We start from the raw sequence: 22,332 nt of genomic DNA, 5'->3' as shown, positions 1-22,332 counted from the left end.
CCGGCGCTACGCAGTGGTTCGAACGAGTGCGTCTGCGTTCACGCGACGAGCGGCTTGTCGGCCGTATTGGATTGCGTGCTTCTCGATCAGATGCCACGAGAGGTACCCGGCACCGAGGCCGGCGGACACGGACGCAACGGCGAATGGGATGTGTCCTATACCTCCTGCACCGGAGAGAATCATCTGCTGGAGTGGAAAACCATAGATGTAGGCGCCGTAGGAGGGATCACCCAAGCGGGTAATGGGTCTCGCCCAGGTGCATCGTCGCGTTCCCAGGAAGATGGTTGCGATCGCGAGCAACGGCGCGGCCGGCCCGGAGAACGGCGCATGAAGCAGCGCGGCGATCAGGATAACGACGATGCTTGATGCGGCGAGGTATGCCGGAATGGCGCGGTTGATGCTGCGGATCGTCATGCCGGTGATGAAGCAGCTGACGCACCCCAAGCGCATGGTCATTCCATCGCCGAGCACAGCATGTGAAACATAGGTCCACGAAAGCAGGGCCGTCACGACACTGCCACAGACGAGCAGCCACACCGACCGCTTCAGAAGCCCAAGGACGCCCAGCGCGGCAACCATGACGTAGCAGCCCACCTCCAGTCCCAAGCTCCACAAGGTGCCGTTCGCCTCAGGAATGCGCGACGAGGTGAAAACGCCGGGCAGCGTCTGTTGGAAGGGAATCACCAACCAATTTCGCGCGATGAAGGTCCACGTCGACGGTTCGGTGAAGTATGTCGGAGTTGTCGTGTAGAGCGGTCCGATGAGGAGTGCGACGACCGGTGCCATGATCGCGATTCCTGGCCATATACGGAAGAACCGGTGGTATGCAAACTCTCTCGGGCTGCGACTCCGTAACCAACTGTTGGCCACCAAGAAGCCACTGGCAGCGAAGAATATCTGGACACCGATGGTGCCCAGGGCGACCTTTCGGTCAGAAAAATAGAACGCGACACCGGGAAGGTTCTTGAGCAGTTCCGAATGTCCCCACAGAACGAATGACGCAGCAGCAATGCGGATGAGATCGAAACCGAGAGTTCGCTGCCCACGGCGCGGACCGTCGGAGATCGCGGCCGGTTGCCTGAACATGTCCCCCCGATGCAATTCGTGTCGAAATTCGTCACCATGCTATCGAGAGCTGATCGCGGTTTGGTCGAAGGAAGTCGTTGACTTCGGTTCCTTTCGCTCGCGGCCCAGTTCCGGGGGCTGCCTGCGCTCGTTGGCCGTCGTCTATCTGCCCCGCCGACGGCGGACCTGTAGGTCCGGATCGATACCGCGCATCACCTGTCCGGGGCTGCGCGGGCAAGCGCACAGCCGACAGCCAACGCTGGTGTTCACGTGGTGGCCGGCGATGTGCCCGCATCGGCGGCACAGGTCTTCTGCCGTCTTACGACGGAGGAGATTCATGAGTGGCATGTCTCTCGTGTGGTTGAACCGGTTGCGTTGCTGGCTCGGACGCCGGCGATGGCTGGACCGTGTTCGGGCGCAGGGGCGCCGGAAGCGCCAAGGCGCGCTCTCGCCATATCGCGTGTCCGATAAGCAGTGCGACGACGACGATCGACACGGAGTAGATCGAGAGGAGAACGATCAGAACAATGTGCAACGATTCCCATCCTCTCGCACGACTCCACGTAAAGCACTCCCATGCTCGAAAGCGGCCTTTTCCCGAAATGGCCAGCTGCACCCCCCAGATGCGCAGCTATCCGTCTGTTCAGATTCGGGCATCAATTGATCGGATGTCCAATCGAGGCCGTTGTTGGGGCGAGTTTCGCTCGGCGGCTTGACGCCGGACTCATACGCCCGTTAGGGGATTCGGGTGTCGTTGATCGCCTGTGAATCATCACCGGTCCGATGCCTTAGCAGGCGCCCCGTGCGGCGGTCAAGCCAACGGGTGAAGTCTCCCTCAAAGTTGACCCGCGGAATCGCGCACTGACAATCTCGCCACTCGGGGGTGGGCGCAAGCTGAACTGCGCCCGCGCGGCGACGTAATGCGTCGGCCGAATCAAATTAACAGAAAGTGAATTAGGCCATGACAGAAGACTCGAATCGGGTCGTTCCTCGACGCACGGTGGCACGGGGTGCCGCTTGGGCGGTTCCAGTGATCGCTATCGGAACATTTGCGCCGGCGTCGGCCGCTTCGACTCCGTCAAGCGTATGCGCTGGGATGATCTGTTCGGTGCCATGGCAGAACACCTACAACAATTTCAGGAACACCAACGGACACGACGGCATGTACCTGCCCTATGTCATGTACCCGACCTCCGCGTCGGCAGCGGGCGCGTTCAACCAGTCCACGCCCGCGTTGGCAGCGGGTGACCCGTTGGGTGACGCCTCCTACCCGCCGACGAAGAATGTCAGCGGCGTGTACCAGGGCGGTGCCGGTTGCAACACGGCCGCGTGCTACGGAAAGGGATCCGTGGTCACGGTGGTCATGACGGAGTTGACGGGACCAACCCTTGCCCGGGGGACGAACACCTGGCCGTTCCTGGTGCCCCGCGACAACCATCTCGGTGGCTGTGGCCAGTACTTCGAATGCACCGGCTACGACGCACAGACGTCGACGAACTCCAACCAGTACTTCGGCGTTCCATCCACCGGTGGCGGTCGCCAGACGTGGACCTGGACTCTGACTTGGACCGCGGACACTTGTAACATCCACGACGGTTGTGACGCCATCACGTACGACATTCGGATGCCGTCGTCGATGCCGGGGGTCTCGACGACGAACATGGTCAGCTGGCGCATCACCACCACCTCGCCTGCCGGCACTAACACGTTCGAGACGACGCCGCACGCCTGATTCCGTCGCCGGATCCGGGTGGGCGGCCGACATTCGTCCGTCGTCACTGTGGGAAGCCGCGCGACAACCGGTGGGCGAAAAATACAGCGGCATGGGGTCCTCATCGAGGGCAGGGACATGGGAGGTACACGAGATGCGCAGCGTGGATGCGTTGCGATCATTTGTCGCAGTGGTACGCACGGGAGGGGTCAGTGCGGCTGCACGCACACTGCATTACGACCCCTCCACGGTTCGAGCCCATATTCGCGGCTTGGAACGTCGTTGGCACGTGCGGCTGCTGCATCGCAGTCAGAGGGACGGACGGAACCTGCTGACCGGCGCGGGCAACAAGATCGCGCCGCAGGCGGTGGAAGCAATTGCAGCAATCGATCGGCTGGACACGACTGCTGCCACGTTGGGGAAGAAGCAAGAGGTCTGACTCGGCAATAGACGCAAGAACAAAGGGCTGCTGCACCGAATGTGGTGCGGCAGCCCTTTGTTATTGCGGGCCGTGAATCAGCTGTCGAGCTGCAGCCAGCTCTGCCAGCCGGCGTGCAGCACGAGCCACGCGATGAGGCCGTACCCCGCCTGACCGGGGTGCATGCCGTCGCCGGAGGCCAAATCGGCGTGCCACTGGTCGTGGCCGAGCAGTGGGCGGAAGCAGTCGACATACGTGATGCCACGACGTGAGCAGACGTCCGACTGCGCGTCGACGAGAATCTGCAACCGGTCGTTGGTTTCCGCGTCGATGGTGGGGGAGGGCCCCACGACATACGAGGAGATCGCCGATGACGACGCGTCGTCGAGGATGTTGGCGAGGTTGAGACGGGAGCGCGCCGTCGTCAGGCCCTGCGCGATGTCGTTGAGGCCGACGCTGACGACGAGGCGGCGCTCGTTGGCCTTCGCCCAGCGAGGCTCGCATTCTTCCTGCCACCGGGCGAGCACGTCGGTCGAGCTCTGTCCTCGGATGCCGAGGTTGTAGCTCGCGAGGTCGATGCCCGAGTGGGGTGTGCGCGCCACCACACGAGAGACCCAACCGAGGGCCTTCGGGTCGCCCAGGCCCGCGACGAATGAGTCGCCGACGAAGCAGAGACCGACCCGACGATCGCCCTCAGTCACGTGAAAGCGCGTGGTGGGGCTGAACTCCGGATCGCTGCCGTCGTGGTGGTTTGTCACGTGGGCTATTCTCACTCATCCTCGTCGTCGAGTCGGGCAAGCCACGTCGCGAGTCGCTCCACAGGTGTCTCGAAGTCCGGGTTCAGGTCGACGAAGGTGCGTAACTGATCCGCCAGCCAGCCCAGGGTGACGTCCTCGTCACCGCGCCGATTGGCCAGTTCTTCGATGCCTCGGTCCGTGAAGTACATGGGCCTATTGTGCAGCGGGGCGGGAGATGGTCGCCCGGTCCCTCGCGACCTCCTCGGTCACCTTCGTGTCCCCGCATGATGTGCGGATTCCGTAGCCCCGAAAATGGCGTCATTCCGCGGTTTGTCCATGCCTTGATCACGGCCGCAACGAAATCCGCGACCTGCTTGTCGGCGGGTGGTTGCCGTGCCAGGCTTTCCGGGTTCTCTTCGGAAGGTTCCCCCTTGACCAGATCCTCCGGTGCTCCACGGTCCCTCGACCGGCGCTCCGTCCTCAAATGGGGTGCTGCCGGCGCCTTCGGCATCGGCAGCGTTGCCGCGTTACCGGCCTTCGGCACACCCAGCCTCAAGCAGCGCCCCTCGTCGTGCCGGGTGGCCGATCGCTCCTCGGACAAGCGATTGCGAGTGTCCAACTGGCCGCTCTACATCGACCAGCCCGAGAAGGGCTCGAAGACCAGGACGACGATGCAGGACTTCGAGCAACGCACCGGCATCCGGGTCACGTACACCGAGGACATCAACGACAACGACGAGTTCTTCGCCAAGGTGAAGAACCAGCTCGGCGGCTGCCAGAGCACCGGTCGCGACCTGATGGTGCTGACCGGCTGGATGGCGGCCCGGATGATCGACCTCGGGTGGGTCCAGCCGCTCGACGCGGCCAAGGTGCCCAACCTGCACAAGAACCTCCTGGACCAGTACAAGCACGTCGACTTCGACCCGACGCGCAAGTACTCCGCGCCGTGGCAGGGTGGGCTGGCCGGCATCGCCTACAACAAGAAGGTGCTGCCCGGTGGCGTGCACAACGTCACCGACCTGCTGACCCGTCGCGACCTGCGAGGGCGCATCTCGGTGCTGATCGAGATGCCCGACACGATGGGGCTGGTCCTGCTGTCCGACGGGGCCGACCCATCGAAGTTCAACGACGCCGAATGGCAGCGGGCGATCGAGAAGCTGCGAAAAGCACGAGAAATAGGTCAGATTCGCGCCTTCACCGGCAACGACTACATCAACGACCTGTCGGCCGGGAACCTCAAGGCCTCCATCGCCTGGTCCGGAGACATCGCCGCCTCCGGCGACAAGAACCTCGTCTTCGTGACGCCCGAGGAGGGCGCGATGATCTGGTCCGACAACATGCTGGTCCCCAACATGGCGCAGCACGAGCTCAATGCCGAGGAGTGGATCAACTACTACTACGAGCCGGAAGTGGCCGCGCGGCTGGCGGCATACAACAACTACATCTGCCCGGTGAAGGGTGCCAAGGAGGCGATGGCGAAGGTCGACAAGTCCCTCGTCGACAACCAGCTGATCTTCCCGTCCGAGAAGACGCTGAAGCAGACCCACTCGTTCATGAGCCTGGCCGAATACAAAGAGCGCGACTACAAGGGAGACTTCAATGACGTCCAAGGTGGATGAGGGTGGCAGAGACCTGCGAATCTCCCAGCTGACAAAGGAATTCGCCACTTTCACCGCCGTGAGGTCGCTCGACCTGGTGGTGCCCCAAGGTTCCTTCTTCGCGCTGCTCGGCCCGTCCGGGTGCGGCAAGACCACCACGCTGCGGATGGTCGCGGGGCTGGAGCGCCCGACGTCGGGCAGCATCCATCTCGGCGATCTCGACATCACCTACGAGAAGCCCTACCGGCGCCCGGTCAACACCGTCTTCCAGAGCTACGCGCTCTTCCCGCACCTCACGATCGCCGACAACGTCGCCTTCGGACTGCGCCGCCGGGGCAAGAAGGAAGTGAAGTCGGCTGTCGACCAGATGCTCGAACTGGTCGAGTTACAGGCGCAGGCGAAGAAGAAACCGGCCCAGCTGTCCGGTGGCCAGCAACAGCGAGTGGCGCTCGCGCGTGCCCTGATCAACCGCCCGGAGGTGCTGCTGCTCGACGAGCCGCTCGGTGCTCTCGACCTCAAGCTGCGGCGGGCAATGCAGTTGGAACTCAAGAGGATTCAGACCGAGGTCGGTCTCACCTTCGTGCACGTCACCCACGACCAGGAGGAGGCCATGACGATGGCCGACACCATTGCGGTGATGAATGGCGGAGTCATCGAGCAGATGGGTGCGCCCAGCGAGCTCTACGAGAACCCCAAGACCACCTTCGTCGCCAACTTCCTCGGCCAGTCGAATCTGATCGCCACCACGATCCACGGTCATGAGGGCGATTTCGTGGTGGGCGACATGCACGGCACCAAGGTGTCGGTGCCGGCCGACCGTGCACACAGTGACTCGGGGGAGGGCTGGCTCGGCATACGCCCGGAGAAGGTGCTGATCGCCCCCGAGGGTGAGGAGATCGACGCACCGGGCAACACACTCAACGGTGGGGTGATCACCGACGCGAGCTTCATCGGCGTCAGCACGCAGTACCAGGTGCGTATGCCGTGGGGCGCCGAGCTGATGGCGTTCGAGCAGAACACCGGGGCGCGCGGGCTGCTCGCTCCGGGCACCAAGGTCTCGGTCTCGTGGCGGCCGGAGTACGCCTTCCTGCTCGACGCCAGCCAGGACGTCAACGCCGGCATCGAGGACGACTAGTGAAGCGCAAATACACCGGCTACCTGCTGCTCGCGCCGGCGGCCGTCTGGCTGGGGTTGTTCTTCGTCATACCGTTCTATTCGCTGGTGGCGGCGAGCCTCTTCAACCCGAAGGGCTCGATCAACACCGGCTACCACATGACGTGGCACGTGCAGAACTTCCCGCACGTGATCGACAAGTACTGGCCGTTCATCCTGCGCTCGCTGGTGTATGGCGTCATCGCCACCCTGCTGTGCCTGCTGATGGGCTACGTGCTCGCCTATGCGATCGCGTTCAAGGCGGGCCGGTGGCGCAACCTGATGCTGGTGCTGGTGGCGGCGCCGTTCTTCACCAGCTTCCTGGTGCGGACGCTGTCCTGGAAGCTGATCCTGGGCGACGACTCGGTCATCGTGAACTCGCTGAAGGGCGTCCACGTCCTCGGGCACGACGGGCACCTGCTCGCCACACCGGTCGCTGTCATCGCGGGCCTGACCTACAACTTCCTGCCGTTCATGGTGCTGCCGCTCTACGCGAGTCTGGAGAAGATGGATCCGCGGTTGATCGAGGCAGCCGGGGACCTGTATTCCACTCCGGTCAAAGCGTTTTGGAAGGTCACCTTCCCGCTGTCGCTGCCCGGTGTCGTGTCCGGGACGTTGATGACCTTCATCCCCGCGACCGGTGACTACATCAACGCGCAACTGCTCGGCAGCCCGAACCAGCGGATGGTCGGCAACGTCATACAGGACCTGTTCACCACGAGCAACGACTACGCCGCTGCCGGTGCACTGTCGGTCGTGCTGATGGTGATCATTCTGGTGATGGTGATGATCTGGATCCGTAAGAGCGGCACTGAGGAACTGGTATGACACCTCCCACGAAGGCTCTCGCCGACCGCATGGCACCCACCGGCTCCTCGGCACCAACACGCGGACCGGGCTTCGGCACCAAGGTCCGGCGCGTCATCGGCGAGAGGTTCGCGCTCATCATCGGGCTGCTGGTGCTCGCCTACATGCTGCTGCCGATCGCGGTCGTCATGCTGATGAGCTTCAACGACAGCAGCAAGAATCGCAATCTGTATTCGTTCCAACGCTTTACGACGAACAACTGGACCAACATCTGCGGCCCGCAGGGGATGTGTTCCTCGCTGAAGACCAGCCTGTGGATCGGCGTCGTGGCGACGCTGATCTCGGTCGCGATCGGCACCATGGCCGCGTTCGCGCTGGTGCGGCACAAGTTCGCCGGACGGTCCCTGGCCAACATCGTGATCTTCCTGCCGATGGCGTCACCGGAGATCGTGATGGGTTCGTCGCTGCTCGCGCTCTTCGTGTCGATGCACCAGAGCGCTCATCTCGGTGGCGTCACCATCTTGATCGCGCACGTGATGTTCTGCCTGTCGTTCGTGATCGTCACCGTCAAAGCACGGCTCGGCGGCATGAACGAGGATCTCGAGAGCGCCGCGATGGACCTGTATGCCAATGAACGGCAAGCGTTCTGGAAGGTCACCTTCCCGCTCGTCCTGCCCGGCATACTCGCCGCATCGCTGCTCAGCTTCTCGCTGTCCTTCGACGACTTCATCATCACCAACCTGAATGCCGGCCAGACCACGACGTTCCCGATGTTCGTGTGGGGCTCGGCGCAGCGCGGTGTGCCCATGCAGGTCAACGTGATCGGCACGATCATGTTCCTGCTCGCCGTGGTCTTCGTGCTGATGGGTGACGTGTTCAGCCGCCGGTCGAAGCGTGCCAAGGCCTGATCGGCATACTCCCGCCGCGTGCCTAAGTGTCAACGGTCGCCGGTTCGGGACGGGTTCGGGCTGAATCTGCGTGCCTAAGTGACAACGGTCGCCGGTTCGGGACCGGCCCGGCCGGCGCACGCGAACGACATACAAGAAGGGCCGCACACCGGTCGGTGTGCGGCCCCACTCGTGTTGTCGATCAGCGGTCGAAGGCGTCCTTGACGAGTTGGTCACGCTGCTCGTCGTGGCGCTTGTGCGAGCCGGTGGCCGGGGCCGCGGACGCCGCACGGGAGACCAGCCGCAGCGGGCGGGTCTCGCCGAGCGGAGCGAGCAACTCCGGCAGGTTGAGCGCCATGAAGGGCCAGGCGCCCTGGTTCTTCGGCTCGTCCTGCACCCAGACGATTTCGGCGTGCGGGTACTTGGCCAGCTCCGCGGCGATCTCCTGTGCCGGGATCGGTGCAAGCTGCTCCACGCGCACGATCGCGGTCTGCTTGTCCTCTCGCTTGGCGCGCTCGGCCTCCAGGTCGTAGACCACGCGCGACGACGCCAGCAGGACGCGGGTCACGTCCTCCGGCTTCGGCGACTCGTGGTCGGACATCACCGGACGGAAGCGACCGTTGGTGAAGTCCTCGGTGTTGGAGGTCGCGGCTTTCAGGCGCAGCAGCTGCTTCGGTGTGAAGACGATCAGCGGCCGGCGCGGGCGGGCCGCTGCCTGACGACGCAGCAGGTGGAAGTACGACGCCGGCGTCGACGGGTAGGCGATCGTCATGTTGTCCTCGGCGAAGAGCTGCAGGAAACGCTCGATGCGTGCCGAGGAGTGGTCGGCGCCCTGGCCCTCGTAGCCGTGCGGCAGCAGCAGCACGACCGAGGAACGCTGGGTCCACTTCTGCTCCGAGGAGCTGATGAACTCGTCGATGATGGTCTGCGCACCGTCGACGAAGTCACCGAACTGCGCCTCCCACAGCACGAGGGCGTCGGGACGCTCGACGGAGTAGCCGTATTCGAAGCCGAGCGCGGCATACTCGCTCAGCAGCGAGTCGTAGACCCAGAACCACGCCTGGTCCTGGGACAGGTAGCGCAGCGGAGTCCACTCGTTACCGTTGGTGTGGTCGATCAGCACCGAGTGTCGCTGCACGAACGTGCCGCGGCGGCTGTCCTGACCGGCGAGGCGCACCGGGGTGCCCTCCATCAGCAGCGACCCGAACGCGAGCATCTCGCCCATCGCCCAGTCGATGCCACCGCTGGTCGTCATGTCCGAACGACGCTGCATCAGCTTGGCCAGCTTCGGGTGGACCGTGAAGCCGTCCGGCGGGCTGGCCCACGTCTTGCCGATGGTCAGCAGCTCGTCGCTGGTGATCGCGGTGTCGAAGACGCTGCCGTCGGCGCGGGTGTCGTCCTCCTCCTGGGCGGACGGGCGCTCCAGCCCGCCGTGGCCCTCGGCGTCGGTGCCGACCGAGCTGTCGGCGGCCGGGGCAGACGACTCGTTCTTGGCGGCCTTGGTCTCGGTGAAGACCCGCTCGAGCTGCTTCTGGTAATCCTTCAGCGCTGCCTCGGCCTCCTCCGGCGTGATGTCGCCGCGGCCGATGAGTGCCTCGGTGTAGAGCTTGCGGACACTGCGCTTGGACTCGATGAGCTTGTACATCATCGGCTGGGTCATCGACGGGTCGTCGCCCTCGTTGTGACCACGGCGGCGGTAGCAGACCATGTCGATGACGACGTCGCGATTGAACTTCTGCCGGTATTCGAACGCCAGCTCCGCGACCCCGACGCACGCCTCGGGGTCGTCGCCGTTGACGTGGAAGATCGGCGCCTGGATCATCCGGGCGACGTCCGTGCTGTATGTCGAACTGCGGCTCTGCGACGGTGCGGTCGTGAAGCCGACCTGGTTGTTGACGACGATGTGGATCGTGCCGCCGGTGCGGTAGCCGCGCAGTTGCGAGAGGTTGAGCGTCTCGGCGACGACACCCTGCCCGGCGAACGCCGCGTCGCCGTGCATCAGGATCGGCAGCACGGTGAAATCGGCGCCGGCCAGATTGATGCGGTCCTGCTTGGCGCGCGCGATGCCCTCGAGCACCGGGTTGACCGCCTCCAGGTGGGACGGGTTGGCCGCGAGGTAGACCTTGGTGCTGTTGCCGGCGTCGGAGGTGAAGGTGCCCTCGGTGCCGAGGTGGTACTTCACGTCGCCCGAACCCTGCACCGACTTCGGTGACTGCTGGTCCTCGAATTCGCGGAAGATCTGCCCGTAGGACTTGCCGGCGATGTTGGCCAGCACGTTGAGGCGGCCGCGGTGCGGCATACCGATGCAGACCTCGTCCATCCTGGTGTCGGCGGCCTCGGACAGGATGCGGTCGATCATCGCGATGACCGACTCGCCGCCCTCGAGCGAGAAGCGCTTCTGGCCGACGAACTTCGTCTGCAGGAAGGTCTCGAAGGCCTCCGCCGCGTTGAGCCGCCGCAGGATGCGCAGCTGCTCGGCGCTGGACTGCTTCTCGTAGCCCTTCTCGACCTTGCTCTGGATCCAGGCCCGCTGCTCGGGGTCCTGGATGTGCATGTATTCGATGCCGATCGAGCGGCAGTAGGCGTCGCGCAGGATGCCGAGGATGTCGCGCAGTTTCAGGAACGGCTTGCCGCCGAACCCGCCGGTGGGGAACGTGCGGTCCAGGTCCCAGAGCGTCAGGCCGTGCGTCGTGACGTCGAGGTCGGTGTGCCGGCGCTGCTTGTACTCCAGCGGGTCGGTGTCGGCCATCAGGTGGCCGCGCACGCGGTAGGCGTGGATCAGCTCCTGGACGCGCGCGACCTTGTTGATGTCGTCGTCGTGACCGGCGTCGATGTCCTGGACCCAGCGGATCGGCTCGTAGGGGATCTTCAGCGACTGGAAGATGTCGTCGTAGAAGCCGTCGCCACCGAGCAGCAACTGGTGCACCACGCGCAGGAACTCACCCGAGACCGCGCCCTGGATGACGCGGTGGTCGTAGGTGGAGGTCAGCGTGATGATCTTGCTGACGGCGTTGTTGTTGAGCGTGTCGGAGCTGGCACCCTGCCACTCGGCGGGGTACTCCAGCGCGCCGACGCCGATGATCGCGCCCGCGCCCTTCATCAGGCGGGGGATCGAGTGCACCGTGCCGATGCCGCCCGGGTTGGTCAGGCTGATCGTCGTGCCGGCGTAGTCCTCCAGCGTCAGCTTGTTGCCCCGCGCCTTGCGGACCATCTCCTCGTATGACGCCCAGAACTGCGCGAAGTCCATCTCCTCGGCGCCCTTGACACTGGGCACGACCAGGGTGCGCGAGCCGTCCGGCTTCTGCAGGTCGATCGCCAGGCCGAACCCGACGTGACCCGGCTTGATCAGGGTCGGCTTGCCCTTGTCGTCCTCGCCGAGCGAGTAGTTCATCTCCGGGATGAGCTTCAGAGCGCGAATGATGGCGTAGCCGATGAGGTGGGTGAAGCTGACCTTGCCGCCGCGACTGCGGGACAGGTGGTTGTTGATGACGATGCGGTTGTCGATCAGCAGCTTGGCCGGGACCGCGCGCACGCTGGTCGCGGTCGGGACCTCGAGGCTGGCCTCCATGTTGGTGACGATGCGAGCGGCGACGCCCTTCAGCGGAACGCTCTGGTCCTCGGCCGGGTCGACGTCAGGGACCTTGGGGGTCGCGGCATCGCGGGCGATGACCTTGGCGTTCTTGAGTTCCCAGTCGCGGGGGTTGGGCCGCGGTGCGTCCTTCGGAGCCCGTCGCGCTGCACCCTTGGGCGGCTCGGCGGCCGGGGACTTGCTCGTCGTCCCGGCGCCCTCGGTGGCATTCGGGTTCTTGCTGTCCGGGCTCTTGGCCTCGGCAGTTGCCATGTCGCTCGTCCCCGACGTCGTCGTGGCTGACTGCCCGCCGTTGCCCGACTGCGCGTCCGGCGTCCTGGGCTTGTAGTCCGCGAAGAAGCTCCACCACGCCTTGTCGACGGAGTTCTTGTCCTGTTTGTACTGCTCGTACAGTTCGTCGACGAGCCATTCATTGGGTCCGAATGTCGCGAGCGGGTCAGGCGACTGGGATGACACGCGAATGCGCCTCTTTCATCAAGGTCGGCACGGCCATTCTGAGGTGTCGGCCGTGCGGGTTTCAGGCGTATGACGACGGGGATCGCCATACCCGTCCAGCCTAACGCTCGCGCCGGCTGAAGCCACAGCAGGTCAACGGCGTGTGCTATGGCGAGATTTCCCGACATCCGGGGCGTGTCGTCGGTCGGCCGAGTCGCCTCACGCGGCGAGCAGGGCGCCGCAGTCGACCAGTTGCGCGAGGAAGAGTGCGACGTCATCGCGCACGACCTCCGCGGGGATCTCCCAGTACGCGCAGGCAGCAGAAGCCAACCCGTCGGGGGAGGTGCCCGCTTCCTGGATCAACGTCCAGAGCGCTGCCGCGGTGTCTCGCAGTGCCAGGACACCGGAGGTGGTCGATTGCAGTGGTAGCACGAAGAGGATCTCGCGGTCGTCGGTCCACTCGGACGCGTGTGGCGCGATCAGTGGTGTCCGGGCCGGCGTGACAGGACGTCGCGGCGAATGCTGGGGCTGCGGGGCGGTCACGGTCGGTGCGCTGTCCGTGGCGGCGGGGTCCGGTTGCGGGGCGGTGAGTGCGCGTCGCGCACGTGCCACCTGACCGGCCGCCCGTGGTGTCAGGCGTGCCGCTCGCGAAAGCCGGCGTATGTGGGCACGGGTAAGGCGCCATACGCCTTCCGCGCTCTCGGGGTGATCGGCGTACATGTCGGCGCGCGTCGGCAGCAGCGCCCGGAACAGAATCCGGGCGCGTTGCCACCCATGGGATTCGATCGCGTAGACCATCCAGCTCTCGGTCCGGCTCGGGCCGGTCTTCAACTGCCAGAGCGCGTAGCTGGGCGAGGGCCGTGAGGGCACCTCGACCGGGTCGCCGACACTGCGGAAGAAGTCCTGCGTCGGCTCGGCCGACTCCGTCCGGGCCACCAGCTCCCGCAATGCGGCACGTTCGCAGTCGGTGAGGTCCGAGCGGTACATGGAGCGTGCGCGTTCGATCTCCTGCGCGTTGCGAACCAGGCCAGGGGAGCGCAGGCCGTGCAGGACGAGGATGAGGAACTGCGCGACGCGGTCGGGTGTCATGACCGGCACGCCTGCGAGCAGGTGTTCTTCGCGTCGCTCCCAGAGTGCGTCGAACGTCGTCACCGGATCCGCGAGCATGCCGGGGAACGTGGTGTGCAGGTCGATGTCGCACGGCCACGAGTCATGGATGAATGTGACGGAGTGCGTGGTGAATTCGCGAGCGGCGGTCGACACCGGGCGTAGTCGCCAGCCACGCGCGCGCAAACCGGCCTCCATGGCGTCCCGGTCGGCGGGCACGCACAGTGCGTCGACATCTCCGGACACGTGGCTGGTGGAGCGCAGCCCTTGCATCGCTGCGGTCGGTCCCTTGAGGAACAGGGCGCGAACGCCCGCTTCGTCGGCGACCGCCTGACAGAGCGCGTGTGCGAGATTGACGGCCTGCTTCATCGGCATGCTCTCGGTGAGGAGCATCGAGTCAGTGTGCTCCGTCCCGCTGGAGGACCGCACGCACGGTGCGGGCCAGGATTGCCAGGTCGCCGGTGACGGACCAGTTCTCGACGTAGTAGAGATCCTTCTGGACACTCTGCGACCAGGTCAGGTTGGAGCGACCGCCCACCTGCCACGGGCCGGTCACGCCGGGCTTCACATTGAGACGGCGGTGGACGTGCTTCTCGTAGCGACGCACCTCGTCGGGCAGCGGCGGCCGAGGTCCGACGAGCGACATGTTGCCCACGAGAACATCGAACAGTTGCGGCAACTCGTCCAGCGAATAGGTGCGGATGAATCTGCCGACACGGGTGATGCGCGGGTCGTTCTTCATCTTGAACAGGACGCCGCTGGTGTCGTCGGAGACGAGGTCGTCGCGCAACTGCTCGGCATTGACGACCATGGAGCGAAATTTTGTCATCCGGAAGGTGCGGCCGTTGACCCCCACCCGGACCTGGCGGAAGAGCACCGGGCCCCGATCCTCGAGGTGGACGCATGCGGCGATGACGGCGAGCACCGGGGACAGGATGAGGATCAGGAACGCGCTGAGCGCGATGTCGAGTGTGCGCTTGACCAGGAACTTCCGTCCCGAGTAGGTCGGCGACTCCACACTCATCAGCGGCAGCCCCTCGATCGGACGCCGGTGGATGCGCGGGCCTGCCACATCGGTCATGGAACTGGTGAGTGCCAGCCGGATGTCGGTGCCCTCCAGCTGCCAGCCGATCTGCCGGAGCTCCGCCGGGGTGATCGCGCTCTGGCCGGCCACGATCAGCGCGTTGATCGACCCGGCGAGCGCCGACACGTCGCCGATCGGTCCCAGGTTGTCGACCTCGGTGCCATCGGAGAGCACGAACGGGGAGTTGGTGTTGCCGATGATCGACACCGCGGCGATTCGGTAACCCGCGGCCGGGTTGCGGGCGATCGTGGCGGCTGCGAACCGAACCTCCGGCGGCGTGCCGATGATCAGCGTCTGGTCGCAGTAGGAACCCTGCAGGCGCCGGCGCACGATCCAGCGGCGGACGATGACGCGTTCCAACAGGAGCAGCACGAGGCCGAGGGGGAAGGCGATGGCCAGGTAGCCGCGGGCGAGATCGAGCTTGGTCAACAGCGCGACGATCGCGACCGTGCCGAAGACGCCGAACGTCCCGCGAGCGACCCGCCGGAATTCTCCGTCGCCCAAGCCGAACAGCTCCGAGCGGTAGGACTGCGTGGCATGCAGGCCGATGGCCCACGCGATGCCGAGCAGGATGGAGAAGGAGGTGTAACCGAGGGCGCCGGTTCCGGTGTTGACCCGGGCCTCGTCGTTGCCGAACCGCAGCAGCACGGCGATCACGATGGCGATGGCGATGGCGAGGAGATCGAGCGCGGCGACGACGGTGCGGAAACGGTGTCGCTGCTGGGCGACGTCGGTGCGCAGGGTCGAACGCCGGAAGGCCCTGTCGGGCCTGACGTGCTCGGCGACACCCATTGCATCTCCCTGCGATTCAAGGCAATTGGAGAATGCGTGATGCCGCCTCCTCCCCGTCGGATGGTAGCGCGGACGTTGTATGCCGCGAAGCTGATGTCCGAAAACCGAGCAGTAGCGGGACAGTATTGCCAGTTGCGACATGTCGTGTTTTGATAGACGCGATATGTCGTGATTGACGAAGAGGAGAAGCGGCATGGCGCAGCAGTGGGAGATCGATGGGCCGAAGGTGCTCGACATCGGCGGCGAGGGGGAGCGCGTCGACCGGCTGACGGTGGGCCTCGTCGGCGGCCACGTCGATGTGGTGACCCACGATGCACCGACCGCGCAGGTCGAGGTCCAGGAGGTCGTCGGACCGCCGCTCAAGGTCAACTGGAACGGCCACAAGCTGGAGATCAGCCACGTCAAGCATGACGGCAACCTGTGGGAGACGTTGAAGAGCTTCGGCGGCGGGTCGACGCAGATCAGGGCGCGGGTCTCGGTGGCCATCCCACGGGATGCCCGAACGGACATCAACACCGTCAGCGCCGGAGCGGTGGTGAGCGGCATACATGCACGGACGTCGCTCAACACCGTCAGCGGCGATGTGACCGCGGACGACATCGACGGCCGGATGGAGATCAATGGCGTGTCAGGCACTTTCGAGGGTCGCAAGCTGTGCGGACGACTCGAGGCCAACACCGTGTCCGGGAACATCACCGTGCAGGACAGCGTGCTCGACCCGGTCGAACTCAACGGGGTCTCGGGTGACATCACGCTCGACCTGACCAACAGCAGCATGCGCGTCGAATCCAACACCGTGTCCGGGAATGTCACGGTGCGGGTGCCCGCCGGGGGTGGTTATCGGGTCAAGGTGTCCACGATGAGTGGGGCTGCGATCGTCGACGGCATGAAGCTCGGTGGCAAGTGGCATCGGGGAGGCGAGGCGCGTGACGGCGACGAGGCGCTGCGGATCGAGGCGTCGTCGGTCTCCGGTGACGTCGTGGTGCTGCGTGCCGCTCCCGCAGGTCCGAGTCTTGTGAAAGACCAGACATGAGCCCGGTTTTCGCGCATGGGCAATTGCGGCTCTACCTATTGTCGTTGCTGGAGGAGGGGCCGCGGCACGGCTACGAGATCATGCGCGACCTCGAGCAGCGCTTCAACGGCCTCTACACGCCGAGCGCCGGCACGGTCTATCCGCGCTTGGCCAAGCTGGAGGAGGAGGGGCTGGTCAGCCGTGGCGACGACGGCCGCAAGGTGACCTACACGATCACCGATGCCGGCCGGGCGGAGGTGGCCAGGCGCCAGTCCGATCTCGGCGACCTCGAGGACGACCTCGACAGATCGGTCAGCCAACTCGCCGAAGATGTGCGCTCGCGGGTCAAGGGCGATGCGGCCGACCTGCGCGCCGAGCTCAAGGCGGCAGCGCAGGAAGCGCGTCGGGTCGCCAAGCCCGCATCCGGCGGTTACACGTCGCGCGGACAGGCCAGCGGCGAATTCGAGGCCGCCATCAACGAGTTGCGGCAGAGCGCTCGCAAGCTGGTGCGTTCGCGTCATACGAGTGACACCGTGCGCACCGCGGCGCTGCGGATCGTGCACGAGGCGCAGCGCCAGATCGACCAGCTGAAGTAGGGGTCCCCACCCCGCGCCCTTGCAAATGCGGACGTTTCGCGGGCCGCATGAAAGTATGTGCGCGACATGTTGGTGGAATGGCTCCTCATCCTCGCCGGGGTCGTGCTGACCGTCGGCACCGCTCTCTTCGTTGCCGCCGAATTCAGCCTGGTCGCACTCGACCGCCCGACGGTGCAGCGTGCCATCGACGGCGGTGATGTCCGTGCCGGTGTCGTGCTGGTCGCACTGCGCCGGCTCTCGACCCAACTGTCCGCGGCCCAGGTCGGCATCACGATCACCACACTGGTGCTCGGCTACCTGGTCGAGCCGTCCCTCGGCTCGCTCCTGGAGGATCCGCTCGAGTCGATCGGCATCTCCGGCACCGCATCGGCGGCTGTCGCCACGGTGGTCGCGTTGGTCATCGCGTCGCTCTTCTCGATGATCTTCGGCGAGTTGATCCCGCAGTTCCTGGGCATCTCCGCGCCACTGGCGGTGGCGAAGATCGTCGCCGGACCGGTGCGGGTCTTCGCTGCCGTGACGAAGCCGCTGATCGTCATACTCAACGGGTCGGCGAACGCCGTGCTGCGTCGCTTCGGGATCGAGCCGCAGGAGGAGTTGAGCGCGGCACGTACGCCGCAGGAGCTGTCCTCGATGGTGCGTCGCTCGGCAGAGGCCGGGACGCTCGAGGAGGGCACCGCACGACTGCTCACGCGGTCGCTCAACTTCGGTGAGCGGACCGCCTCGGACGTCATGAGTCCACGCGTGCGTTGTGTGTATGTCGAACGCGATGCCACTGCCACCGATGTGGTGGATCTGGCTCGTAACACTGGGCATTCACGTTTCCCGGTGATCGGCAACGACTGGGACGACGTCGTCGGCGTGGTCCACGTCAAGAAGGCCATCGCGGTGCCGCAGGACCGTCGTGACGACGTGCCCGTGACAGCACTGATGATCAAGCCGGTGCTGGTGCCGGAGACGATGCTGCTCGACCCGCTGCTGCTCCTGCTGCGCGCCGGCGGCTTCCAGCTCGCGATCGTCGTCGATGAGTACGGCGGCACCTCCGGCGTCGTCACGCTCGAGGACGTCATCGAGGAGATCGTGGGCGAGGTCAGCGACGAGCACGACCCGCGGGTGGACGTGAGTCGCCTTCTGCCGGACGGGTCCTGGACCGTGCCCGGGCTGTGGCGCCCGGACGAGGTGCACGACCGGATCGGCGCAACGATCCCCGAGGGCGCCTACTACGAGACCGTTGGTGGTTTCGTGATGGCGACGGTCGGCCGTGTGCCGCAGGTCGGGGACGAGGTCGCCTTGGAGGGCTGGTCGCTGCGGGTGGTCGCCATGGACGGTCGGCGCGTCGACCGGGTGCGGATTGCCCCCGTCATACCGGCTGAGGCGGAGGGGACCGAATGAAGCTCGTCCTGTCGCTGGTCTTCCTGATGGGCAACGCGTTCTTCGTCGGTGCGGAGTTCGCGGTGATGGCGGCGCGGCGCTCGCAACTGGAGCCGCTCGCCGCGTCCGGGTCGAAGCGCGCGAAGCTGAGTCTTGAGGCGCTGGAGAATGTTTCGTCGTTGCTCGCCTGCGCGCAGTTGGGCATCACCGTGTGCTCGGTGCTGCTCGGTGCCGTCGCCGAGGACGCGCTGCACCACCTGATCGAGCCGATCTTCACCAGCATCGGCGCGCCGCACGGTATGGCGACCGTCGTCGCCCTGTTGCTGGCCCTGCTGATCGTCGCCTACCTGCACGTCGTGCTCGGCGAGATGGTGCCGAAGAACCTCGCGATCGCCGGCCCCGACCGCGCCGCACTGTTGCTCGCGCCCGCGCTGTTGTGGGTGACGCGGGTGCTGGGCCCGATCATTCGCGCGCTCGAAGCGATCGCCAAGTGGGCCGTTCGCCGCTTGGGTGTGGAGCCGAAAGACGAAGCCACGTCAGCGTTTTCGGCCGAGGAGGTCGAGCTGATCGTCGCGGAGTCGCAGCGTGAGGGCCTGCTGCTGGAGGAGCAGTCCGCGCGGGTGCAGGGTGCGCTGGAGTTCACCGATCGCGTCGCTGCGGACGTCGCCGTGCCGGTCGACGAGCTGATCACCGTCAGCGTCGGCGCCACGCCCGAGGACATCGAGCGGCTCGTCGCCAAGCACGGCTTCTCGCGGTATCCGGTGCTCGACCGCCGTGGCGTCATCGCCGGTTACGTGCACCTGAAGGACGTGCTCTACGCGACCGAGGAGGCGTATGCCGAGCCGGTGCCGCCTCGTCGCATCCGCCCGCTCGCGACCGTCGCTCCGACCGACGAGGTCGACGACATGGTCGTCACCATGCAGCGCAGCGGCGCGCACCTCGCGCGAGTCGTCGACAGTGCCGCGGCGAAGGTGCTCGGCGTGGTCTTCCTCGAGGACGTGCTCGAGGAACTCGTCGGTGAGGTCGACGACGCCACCCAGCGGTAGCCGCCGTACTAGCGTGACAGGGACTTCCGATCGAGGAGGAGCCCATGTCGGCATACCCCGTCCTGCTGCACACGGCGATCGACGCTCGCGACTGTCGAGCGCTCGCGGAGTTCTATCGACAACTGCTCGGGTTGCACTATCGGCCGGGCGACGGACCGCCGCCGGAGGGTGCGCCCGATGACGCAGACTGGCTCGTGCTGCTGAACGACACGGGCGAGCGCGTGCTGACCGTCCAGGAGAAGAAGGACACCAGGCCGCCGACGTGGCCGGCCGAGGATGTGCCGATGCAGCTGCACATGGATTTCAGGGTGCCCACTGTCGAGGAGCTCGAGCGCCACCGCGAGCGTGCCGTGCAGCTGGGCGCTCGTGTCCTGCATGACCTTTCGGCCGATGGCGGTGAGCCGCTCTACGTGCTGGCTGATCCGGCCGGGCATCCGTTCTGTCTGCTGGTGCAGTGACCGCGTGGTTCGAGGGACCTCACGGGCTGAGCCACGACTGCAGCGTCTCCGCCTCGCGCGACAGCACCGCGGGGTCGTCGTCGGGGACGAACTCCAGCAACAGATCCATCGGCCGCGTGGATGCGCGCAGCAGCGCCGTCACGCCCCGCCAGAGATCGGCGCGATCGGTGAGTGGCAGCCGCTCCGCGAAGGGCCACCAGGAGAAGACATGCACCGCGCAGACCCGATCGACCAGCCGCCGCAGCCCCTCGATCGCGTCGCCGGCCGGCTCGTCGACGCGCGGCTGCCAATAGGTCGCGAGATTGTCGTGCCCGACCTCGTCCAGCAGTCGCAGCGTCGACTCGACCGTGTCGGTGAGGGTGAGCCGATGAAACTCCAAGCCGATCCGTATGCCGCTGTCGGCACCGACCTCCGCCGCGCGTCGAAGGTCGGCAACGATCCGATTCCGTTGCGGCGTGGGGCATTCCGCAGACCCGACCGACCCGGCCCAGACCCGCAAGCGGGGAGCGCCGAGGCGCACCGCGCCCGACACCAACTCCTCGATCGACGGTGATGAACTGCGCTCGCCCGCGCGCCAGTAGCTGCCGTACGAGCTGACCGTGAGTCCGGCGTCGAGCGTGTACCTGCGTACCTCATCGAGAGCACGCGGGTCGTCCGCAGGAGCGTGTATGTCGGAACCCCACTCGATGCACCGAAGTCCCGCTGCAGCGGTGACGTCGACAAGCGCGGGTGGTGCCAACCGGCGGAACGTCACCGAGCAGATGCCGGTGCGGTCGATCCAGTCAGCGGACGCGGACTCGTCTGACATGGATTCAGGCTAGGCCCCCCGCTGCGTGCGCCCGCCGGTCAGCCGGCCTTTGCTTGAGCGCCAACGGCTTCGGCGGCTTCCTCCATCGCCAGGTCGGCGTTGATCTGCGCGCCGGCCATCGCGCCCGCCGCCGCCGCGGCGCCGACCTGTGCCGACAGGTCGGTGATGTTCCCGGCCGCCCAGACGCCCGGGGCGTCGGTGCGTCCGCCGGCCTCGGTGGCGAGATGACTGCCCATCCCGGACGGATGCTCGGTGAGTGTGAGGCCGAGCGAGGAGAGGATCTCGCCGCCGCGCGCCACCATGCGCGAACCGACCGCGACCACCTCGCACGGGACGACGCGGCCGTCCACCATCGCGACACCGGTGATGGCGTCGTCGGCGGTGACGACCGACTGGGCGCGGCCCTCGGCGATCCGCACACCACGCGCCGCGAGTTGCGCAAGCTGCTCCGCCGGGAAGTCGATCCCGTTGCGCAACAACACGACTCGGTCGGACAGCTGTCGCCACAGGAGGGTGGTGTGGAACGCCATCGGCCCCGTCGCCAGGACGGCGATCGCCCGGTCGCGGACCTCCCAGCCGTGGCAGTAGGGGCAGTGGACGAGGTCGCGGCCCCACCGCTCGGCCAGCCCTTCGACGTCGGGTAGCTCGTCGACCAGCCCGGTGGCCAACAGGATCCGCCGGGCACGGGTAGAACGCCCGTCGGCGAGTGTGACCGCGAATCCTGTGTCGTCACGGGCGATTTCGACGACCTCGCCCGGCGTGACGGTGCCGCCGTAACGGAGCACGTCCTCGGTGCCACGACGCAGGTATTCGGCGGGCGGCATGCCGTCATACCCGAGCAGGCCGTGTATGCCGGCAGCGGGTGCGTTGCGTGGCGCGCCCGAGTCAATCACCAGCACCGATCGTCGCGACCTACCCAGCATGAGTGCGCCGCTCAGCCCGGCTGCGCCACCACCGATCACCGCCACGTCGTAGCGGCCGTTGAGTTCGTCTGTTTTCGTCATACGGACAGCGTGCGGCCTGCGCAGCTCGGTTGGCAAACTATGTTGCTGTTATGGCAAACTGCAATGTATGGCGACAAGGGATCTCGAAACGGCACTGACGTCAGTGGGTCCGCGATTGCGGCAGCTGCGCGAGCAACGCGGCTTGACGCTGACCGAGGTCGCGACGACCACCGGAGTTGCGGTCAGCACCTTGTCCCGGCTGGAGTCCGGCGGCCGACGCCCGACCCTGGAACTGCTGCTGCCACTGGCCGAGATCTACCGGGTGACGCTCGACGAGCTGGTCGATGCACCGCCGACCGGTGATCCCCGGGTCAACCTGCGGCCGGTCAGCGTCCACGGTATGACGATGGTGCCGCTCAGCAGCCGCCCCGGCGGGATCCAGGCCTACAAGTTCGTCATACCGGGGCGGCGCCGTCGGCAGGAACCGAGCCTGAAGACCCACGAGGGCTACGACTGGGTATACGTGCTGACCGGCAACCTGCGGTTGGTGCTGGCCGACCACGATCTGGTGCTGAAGGCGGGTGAGGCGGCGGAGTTCGACACCCGCACGCCGCACTGGTTCGGCGCCGCGGACGAGCACCCCGTCGAGTTCCTCAGCCTCTTCGGCAAGCAGGGGGAGAAGGCGCACGTGCGGGCGAGGCCGCGAGCGACCTAGTGC

20 protein-coding genes are annotated in these 22,332 nt (G+C 66.1%); 12 read left to right on the top strand and 8 right to left on the bottom strand.

Going from position 1 to position 22,332, the window contains the following annotated elements; translation table 11 throughout:
* Nucleotides 1–6 precede the first annotated feature (6 nt).
* On the bottom strand, nucleotides 7–1,086 hold the full coding sequence (locus VG502_RS03260) for an acyltransferase family protein (RefSeq protein ID WP_325548589.1): 1,080 nt from the start codon (nucleotides 1,084–1,086) through the stop codon (nucleotides 7–9).
* 1,087 nt (nucleotides 1,087–2,173) lie between these two features.
* Between VG502_RS03260 and VG502_RS03255 the strand changes: the two genes are divergently transcribed.
* On the top strand, nucleotides 2,174–2,797 hold the full coding sequence (locus VG502_RS03255) for a hypothetical protein (RefSeq protein ID WP_325548588.1): 624 nt from the start codon (nucleotides 2,174–2,176) through the stop codon (nucleotides 2,795–2,797).
* 133 nt (nucleotides 2,798–2,930) lie between these two features.
* On the top strand, nucleotides 2,931–3,215 hold the full coding sequence (locus VG502_RS03250) for a LysR family transcriptional regulator (protein ID WP_325548587.1): 285 nt from the start codon (nucleotides 2,931–2,933) through the stop codon (nucleotides 3,213–3,215).
* A gap of 77 nt (nucleotides 3,216–3,292) precedes the next feature.
* On the opposite strand, the gene VG502_RS03245 is transcribed toward VG502_RS03250, so the two are convergent.
* Nucleotides 3,293–3,952 (bottom strand): GDSL-type esterase/lipase family protein, encoded by a 660-nt coding sequence (locus VG502_RS03245; RefSeq protein ID WP_325548586.1) that lies wholly within the window; start codon nucleotides 3,950–3,952, stop codon nucleotides 3,293–3,295.
* A gap of 11 nt (nucleotides 3,953–3,963) precedes the next feature.
* On the bottom strand, nucleotides 3,964–4,140 hold the full coding sequence (locus tag VG502_RS03240; RefSeq protein WP_325548585.1) for a DUF6104 family protein: 177 nt from the start codon (nucleotides 4,138–4,140) through the stop codon (nucleotides 3,964–3,966).
* Between the two features lie 222 nt (nucleotides 4,141–4,362).
* Between VG502_RS03240 and VG502_RS03235 the strand changes: the two genes are divergently transcribed.
* Genes VG502_RS03235 through VG502_RS03220 form a run of 4 tightly spaced genes read left to right on the top strand, consistent with a single transcriptional unit; the run spans nucleotide 4,363 to nucleotide 8,396 of the window.
* A complete protein-coding gene (locus tag VG502_RS03235) occupies nucleotides 4,363–5,550 on the top strand; it encodes a polyamine ABC transporter substrate-binding protein (RefSeq protein ID WP_325548584.1) in 1,188 nt (395 codons plus the stop codon).
* Nucleotides 5,531–6,664, top strand: a complete 1,134-nt coding sequence (locus VG502_RS03230) for an ABC transporter ATP-binding protein (RefSeq protein WP_325548583.1) — start codon at nucleotides 5,531–5,533, stop codon at nucleotides 6,662–6,664. Before VG502_RS03235 ends, VG502_RS03230 begins: the two co-directional genes overlap by 20 nt.
* Nucleotides 6,664–7,509 (top strand): ABC transporter permease, encoded by an 846-nt coding sequence (locus tag VG502_RS03225; RefSeq protein ID WP_325548582.1) that lies wholly within the window; start codon nucleotides 6,664–6,666, stop codon nucleotides 7,507–7,509. The genes VG502_RS03230 and VG502_RS03225 overlap by 1 nt, the downstream gene beginning before the upstream one ends.
* Nucleotides 7,506–8,396 (top strand): ABC transporter permease, encoded by an 891-nt coding sequence (locus tag VG502_RS03220; protein ID WP_325548581.1) that lies wholly within the window; start codon nucleotides 7,506–7,508, stop codon nucleotides 8,394–8,396. The genes VG502_RS03225 and VG502_RS03220 overlap by 4 nt, the downstream gene beginning before the upstream one ends.
* Nucleotides 8,397–8,577: 181 nt before the next feature.
* Here VG502_RS03220 and VG502_RS03215 read toward each other — a convergent pair whose 3' ends face one another.
* The 3 genes from VG502_RS03215 to VG502_RS03205 form a co-directional block, all read right to left on the bottom strand.
* Nucleotides 8,578–12,426, bottom strand: coding sequence for a multifunctional oxoglutarate decarboxylase/oxoglutarate dehydrogenase thiamine pyrophosphate-binding subunit/dihydrolipoyllysine-residue succinyltransferase subunit (locus tag VG502_RS03215; protein ID WP_325548920.1), 3,849 nt, complete (start codon nucleotides 12,424–12,426; stop codon nucleotides 8,578–8,580).
* Between the two features lie 192 nt (nucleotides 12,427–12,618).
* Nucleotides 12,619–13,899 carry a PqqD family peptide modification chaperone gene (locus VG502_RS03210; RefSeq protein ID WP_325548580.1) on the bottom strand — a complete coding sequence of 427 codons (1,281 nt, stop codon included), beginning with the start codon at nucleotides 13,897–13,899 and terminating at the stop codon, nucleotides 12,619–12,621.
* Between the two features lie 4 nt (nucleotides 13,900–13,903).
* A complete protein-coding gene (locus tag VG502_RS03205) occupies nucleotides 13,904–15,382 on the bottom strand; it encodes a sugar transferase (protein ID WP_325548579.1) in 1,479 nt (492 codons plus the stop codon).
* A 193-nt stretch (nucleotides 15,383–15,575) separates the two neighbouring features.
* Here VG502_RS03205 and VG502_RS03200 point away from each other — a divergent pair, with 193 nt between their 5' ends.
* The 5 genes from VG502_RS03200 (at nucleotide 15,576) to VG502_RS03180 (ending at nucleotide 19,862) form a co-directional block, all read left to right on the top strand.
* Nucleotides 15,576–16,415 carry a DUF4097 family beta strand repeat-containing protein gene (locus VG502_RS03200; RefSeq protein WP_325548578.1) on the top strand — a complete coding sequence of 280 codons (840 nt, stop codon included), beginning with the start codon at nucleotides 15,576–15,578 and terminating at the stop codon, nucleotides 16,413–16,415.
* The gene (locus VG502_RS03195) at nucleotides 16,412–16,990 is read left to right on the top strand and encodes a PadR family transcriptional regulator (RefSeq protein WP_325548577.1); all 579 of its coding nucleotides are present in this window, start codon (nucleotides 16,412–16,414) and stop codon (nucleotides 16,988–16,990) included. Before VG502_RS03200 ends, VG502_RS03195 begins: the two co-directional genes overlap by 4 nt.
* A gap of 69 nt (nucleotides 16,991–17,059) precedes the next feature.
* On the top strand, nucleotides 17,060–18,379 hold the full coding sequence (locus VG502_RS03190) for a hemolysin family protein (protein WP_325548919.1): 1,320 nt from the start codon (nucleotides 17,060–17,062) through the stop codon (nucleotides 18,377–18,379).
* Nucleotides 18,376–19,404, top strand: a complete 1,029-nt coding sequence (locus tag VG502_RS03185; RefSeq protein ID WP_325548576.1) for a hemolysin family protein — start codon at nucleotides 18,376–18,378, stop codon at nucleotides 19,402–19,404. The genes VG502_RS03190 and VG502_RS03185 overlap by 4 nt, the downstream gene beginning before the upstream one ends.
* Nucleotides 19,405–19,448: 44 nt before the next feature.
* On the top strand, nucleotides 19,449–19,862 hold the full coding sequence (locus VG502_RS03180) for a VOC family protein (RefSeq protein ID WP_325548575.1): 414 nt from the start codon (nucleotides 19,449–19,451) through the stop codon (nucleotides 19,860–19,862).
* Nucleotides 19,863–19,881: 19 nt separating this feature from the next.
* Here the strand turns inward: VG502_RS03180 and VG502_RS03175 are convergent, their stop codons facing one another.
* Nucleotides 19,882–20,670, bottom strand: a complete 789-nt coding sequence (locus VG502_RS03175; RefSeq protein WP_325548574.1) for a sugar phosphate isomerase/epimerase family protein — start codon at nucleotides 20,668–20,670, stop codon at nucleotides 19,882–19,884.
* Nucleotides 20,671–20,708: 38 nt separating this feature from the next.
* Nucleotides 20,709–21,674: an NAD(P)/FAD-dependent oxidoreductase gene (locus tag VG502_RS03170; RefSeq protein ID WP_325548573.1), complete on the bottom strand. Its 966-nt coding sequence runs from the start codon at nucleotides 21,672–21,674 to the stop codon at nucleotides 20,709–20,711.
* Between the two features lie 67 nt (nucleotides 21,675–21,741).
* Between VG502_RS03170 and VG502_RS03165 the strand changes: the two genes are divergently transcribed.
* Nucleotides 21,742–22,329, top strand: a complete 588-nt coding sequence (locus tag VG502_RS03165) for a helix-turn-helix domain-containing protein (protein ID WP_325548572.1) — start codon at nucleotides 21,742–21,744, stop codon at nucleotides 22,327–22,329.
* The last annotated feature ends 3 nt before the right edge of the window (nucleotides 22,330–22,332 follow it).

This window comes from Flexivirga sp. (assembly GCF_035551235.1).
In the GTDB taxonomy this organism is placed as follows: Bacteria; Actinomycetota; Actinomycetes; order Actinomycetales; family Dermatophilaceae; genus Flexivirga.
This window is presented reverse-complemented; position numbering and strand designations above follow the sequence as displayed.

Excerpts from the sequence above, each read along its gene's own strand:
- VG502_RS03260 (WP_325548589.1), bottom strand. The coding sequence starts at position 1,086 with ATGTTCAGGCAACCGGCCGCGATCTCCGACGGTCCGCGCCGTGGGCAG.
- VG502_RS03250 (WP_325548587.1), top strand. The coding sequence starts at position 2,931 with ATGCGCAGCGTGGATGCGTTGCGATCATTTGTCGCAGTGGTACGCACG.
- VG502_RS03240 (WP_325548585.1), bottom strand. The coding sequence starts at position 4,140 with ATGTACTTCACGGACCGAGGCATCGAAGAACTGGCCAATCGGCGCGGT.
- VG502_RS03230 (WP_325548583.1), top strand. The coding sequence starts at position 5,531 with ATGACGTCCAAGGTGGATGAGGGTGGCAGAGACCTGCGAATCTCCCAG.
- VG502_RS03220 (WP_325548581.1), top strand. The coding sequence starts at position 7,506 with ATGACACCTCCCACGAAGGCTCTCGCCGACCGCATGGCACCCACCGGC.
- VG502_RS03210 (WP_325548580.1), bottom strand. The coding sequence starts at position 13,899 with ATGCTCCTCACCGAGAGCATGCCGATGAAGCAGGCCGTCAATCTCGCA.
- VG502_RS03205 (WP_325548579.1), bottom strand. The coding sequence starts at position 15,382 with ATGGGTGTCGCCGAGCACGTCAGGCCCGACAGGGCCTTCCGGCGTTCG.
- VG502_RS03200 (WP_325548578.1), top strand. The coding sequence starts at position 15,576 with ATGGCGCAGCAGTGGGAGATCGATGGGCCGAAGGTGCTCGACATCGGC.
- VG502_RS03195 (WP_325548577.1), top strand. The coding sequence starts at position 16,412 with ATGAGCCCGGTTTTCGCGCATGGGCAATTGCGGCTCTACCTATTGTCG.
- VG502_RS03185 (WP_325548576.1), top strand. The coding sequence starts at position 18,376 with ATGAAGCTCGTCCTGTCGCTGGTCTTCCTGATGGGCAACGCGTTCTTC.
- VG502_RS03180 (WP_325548575.1), top strand. The coding sequence starts at position 19,449 with ATGTCGGCATACCCCGTCCTGCTGCACACGGCGATCGACGCTCGCGAC.
- VG502_RS03175 (WP_325548574.1), bottom strand. The coding sequence starts at position 20,670 with ATGTCAGACGAGTCCGCGTCCGCTGACTGGATCGACCGCACCGGCATC.
- VG502_RS03170 (WP_325548573.1), bottom strand. The coding sequence starts at position 21,674 with ATGACGAAAACAGACGAACTCAACGGCCGCTACGACGTGGCGGTGATC.
- VG502_RS03165 (WP_325548572.1), top strand. The coding sequence starts at position 21,742 with ATGGCGACAAGGGATCTCGAAACGGCACTGACGTCAGTGGGTCCGCGA.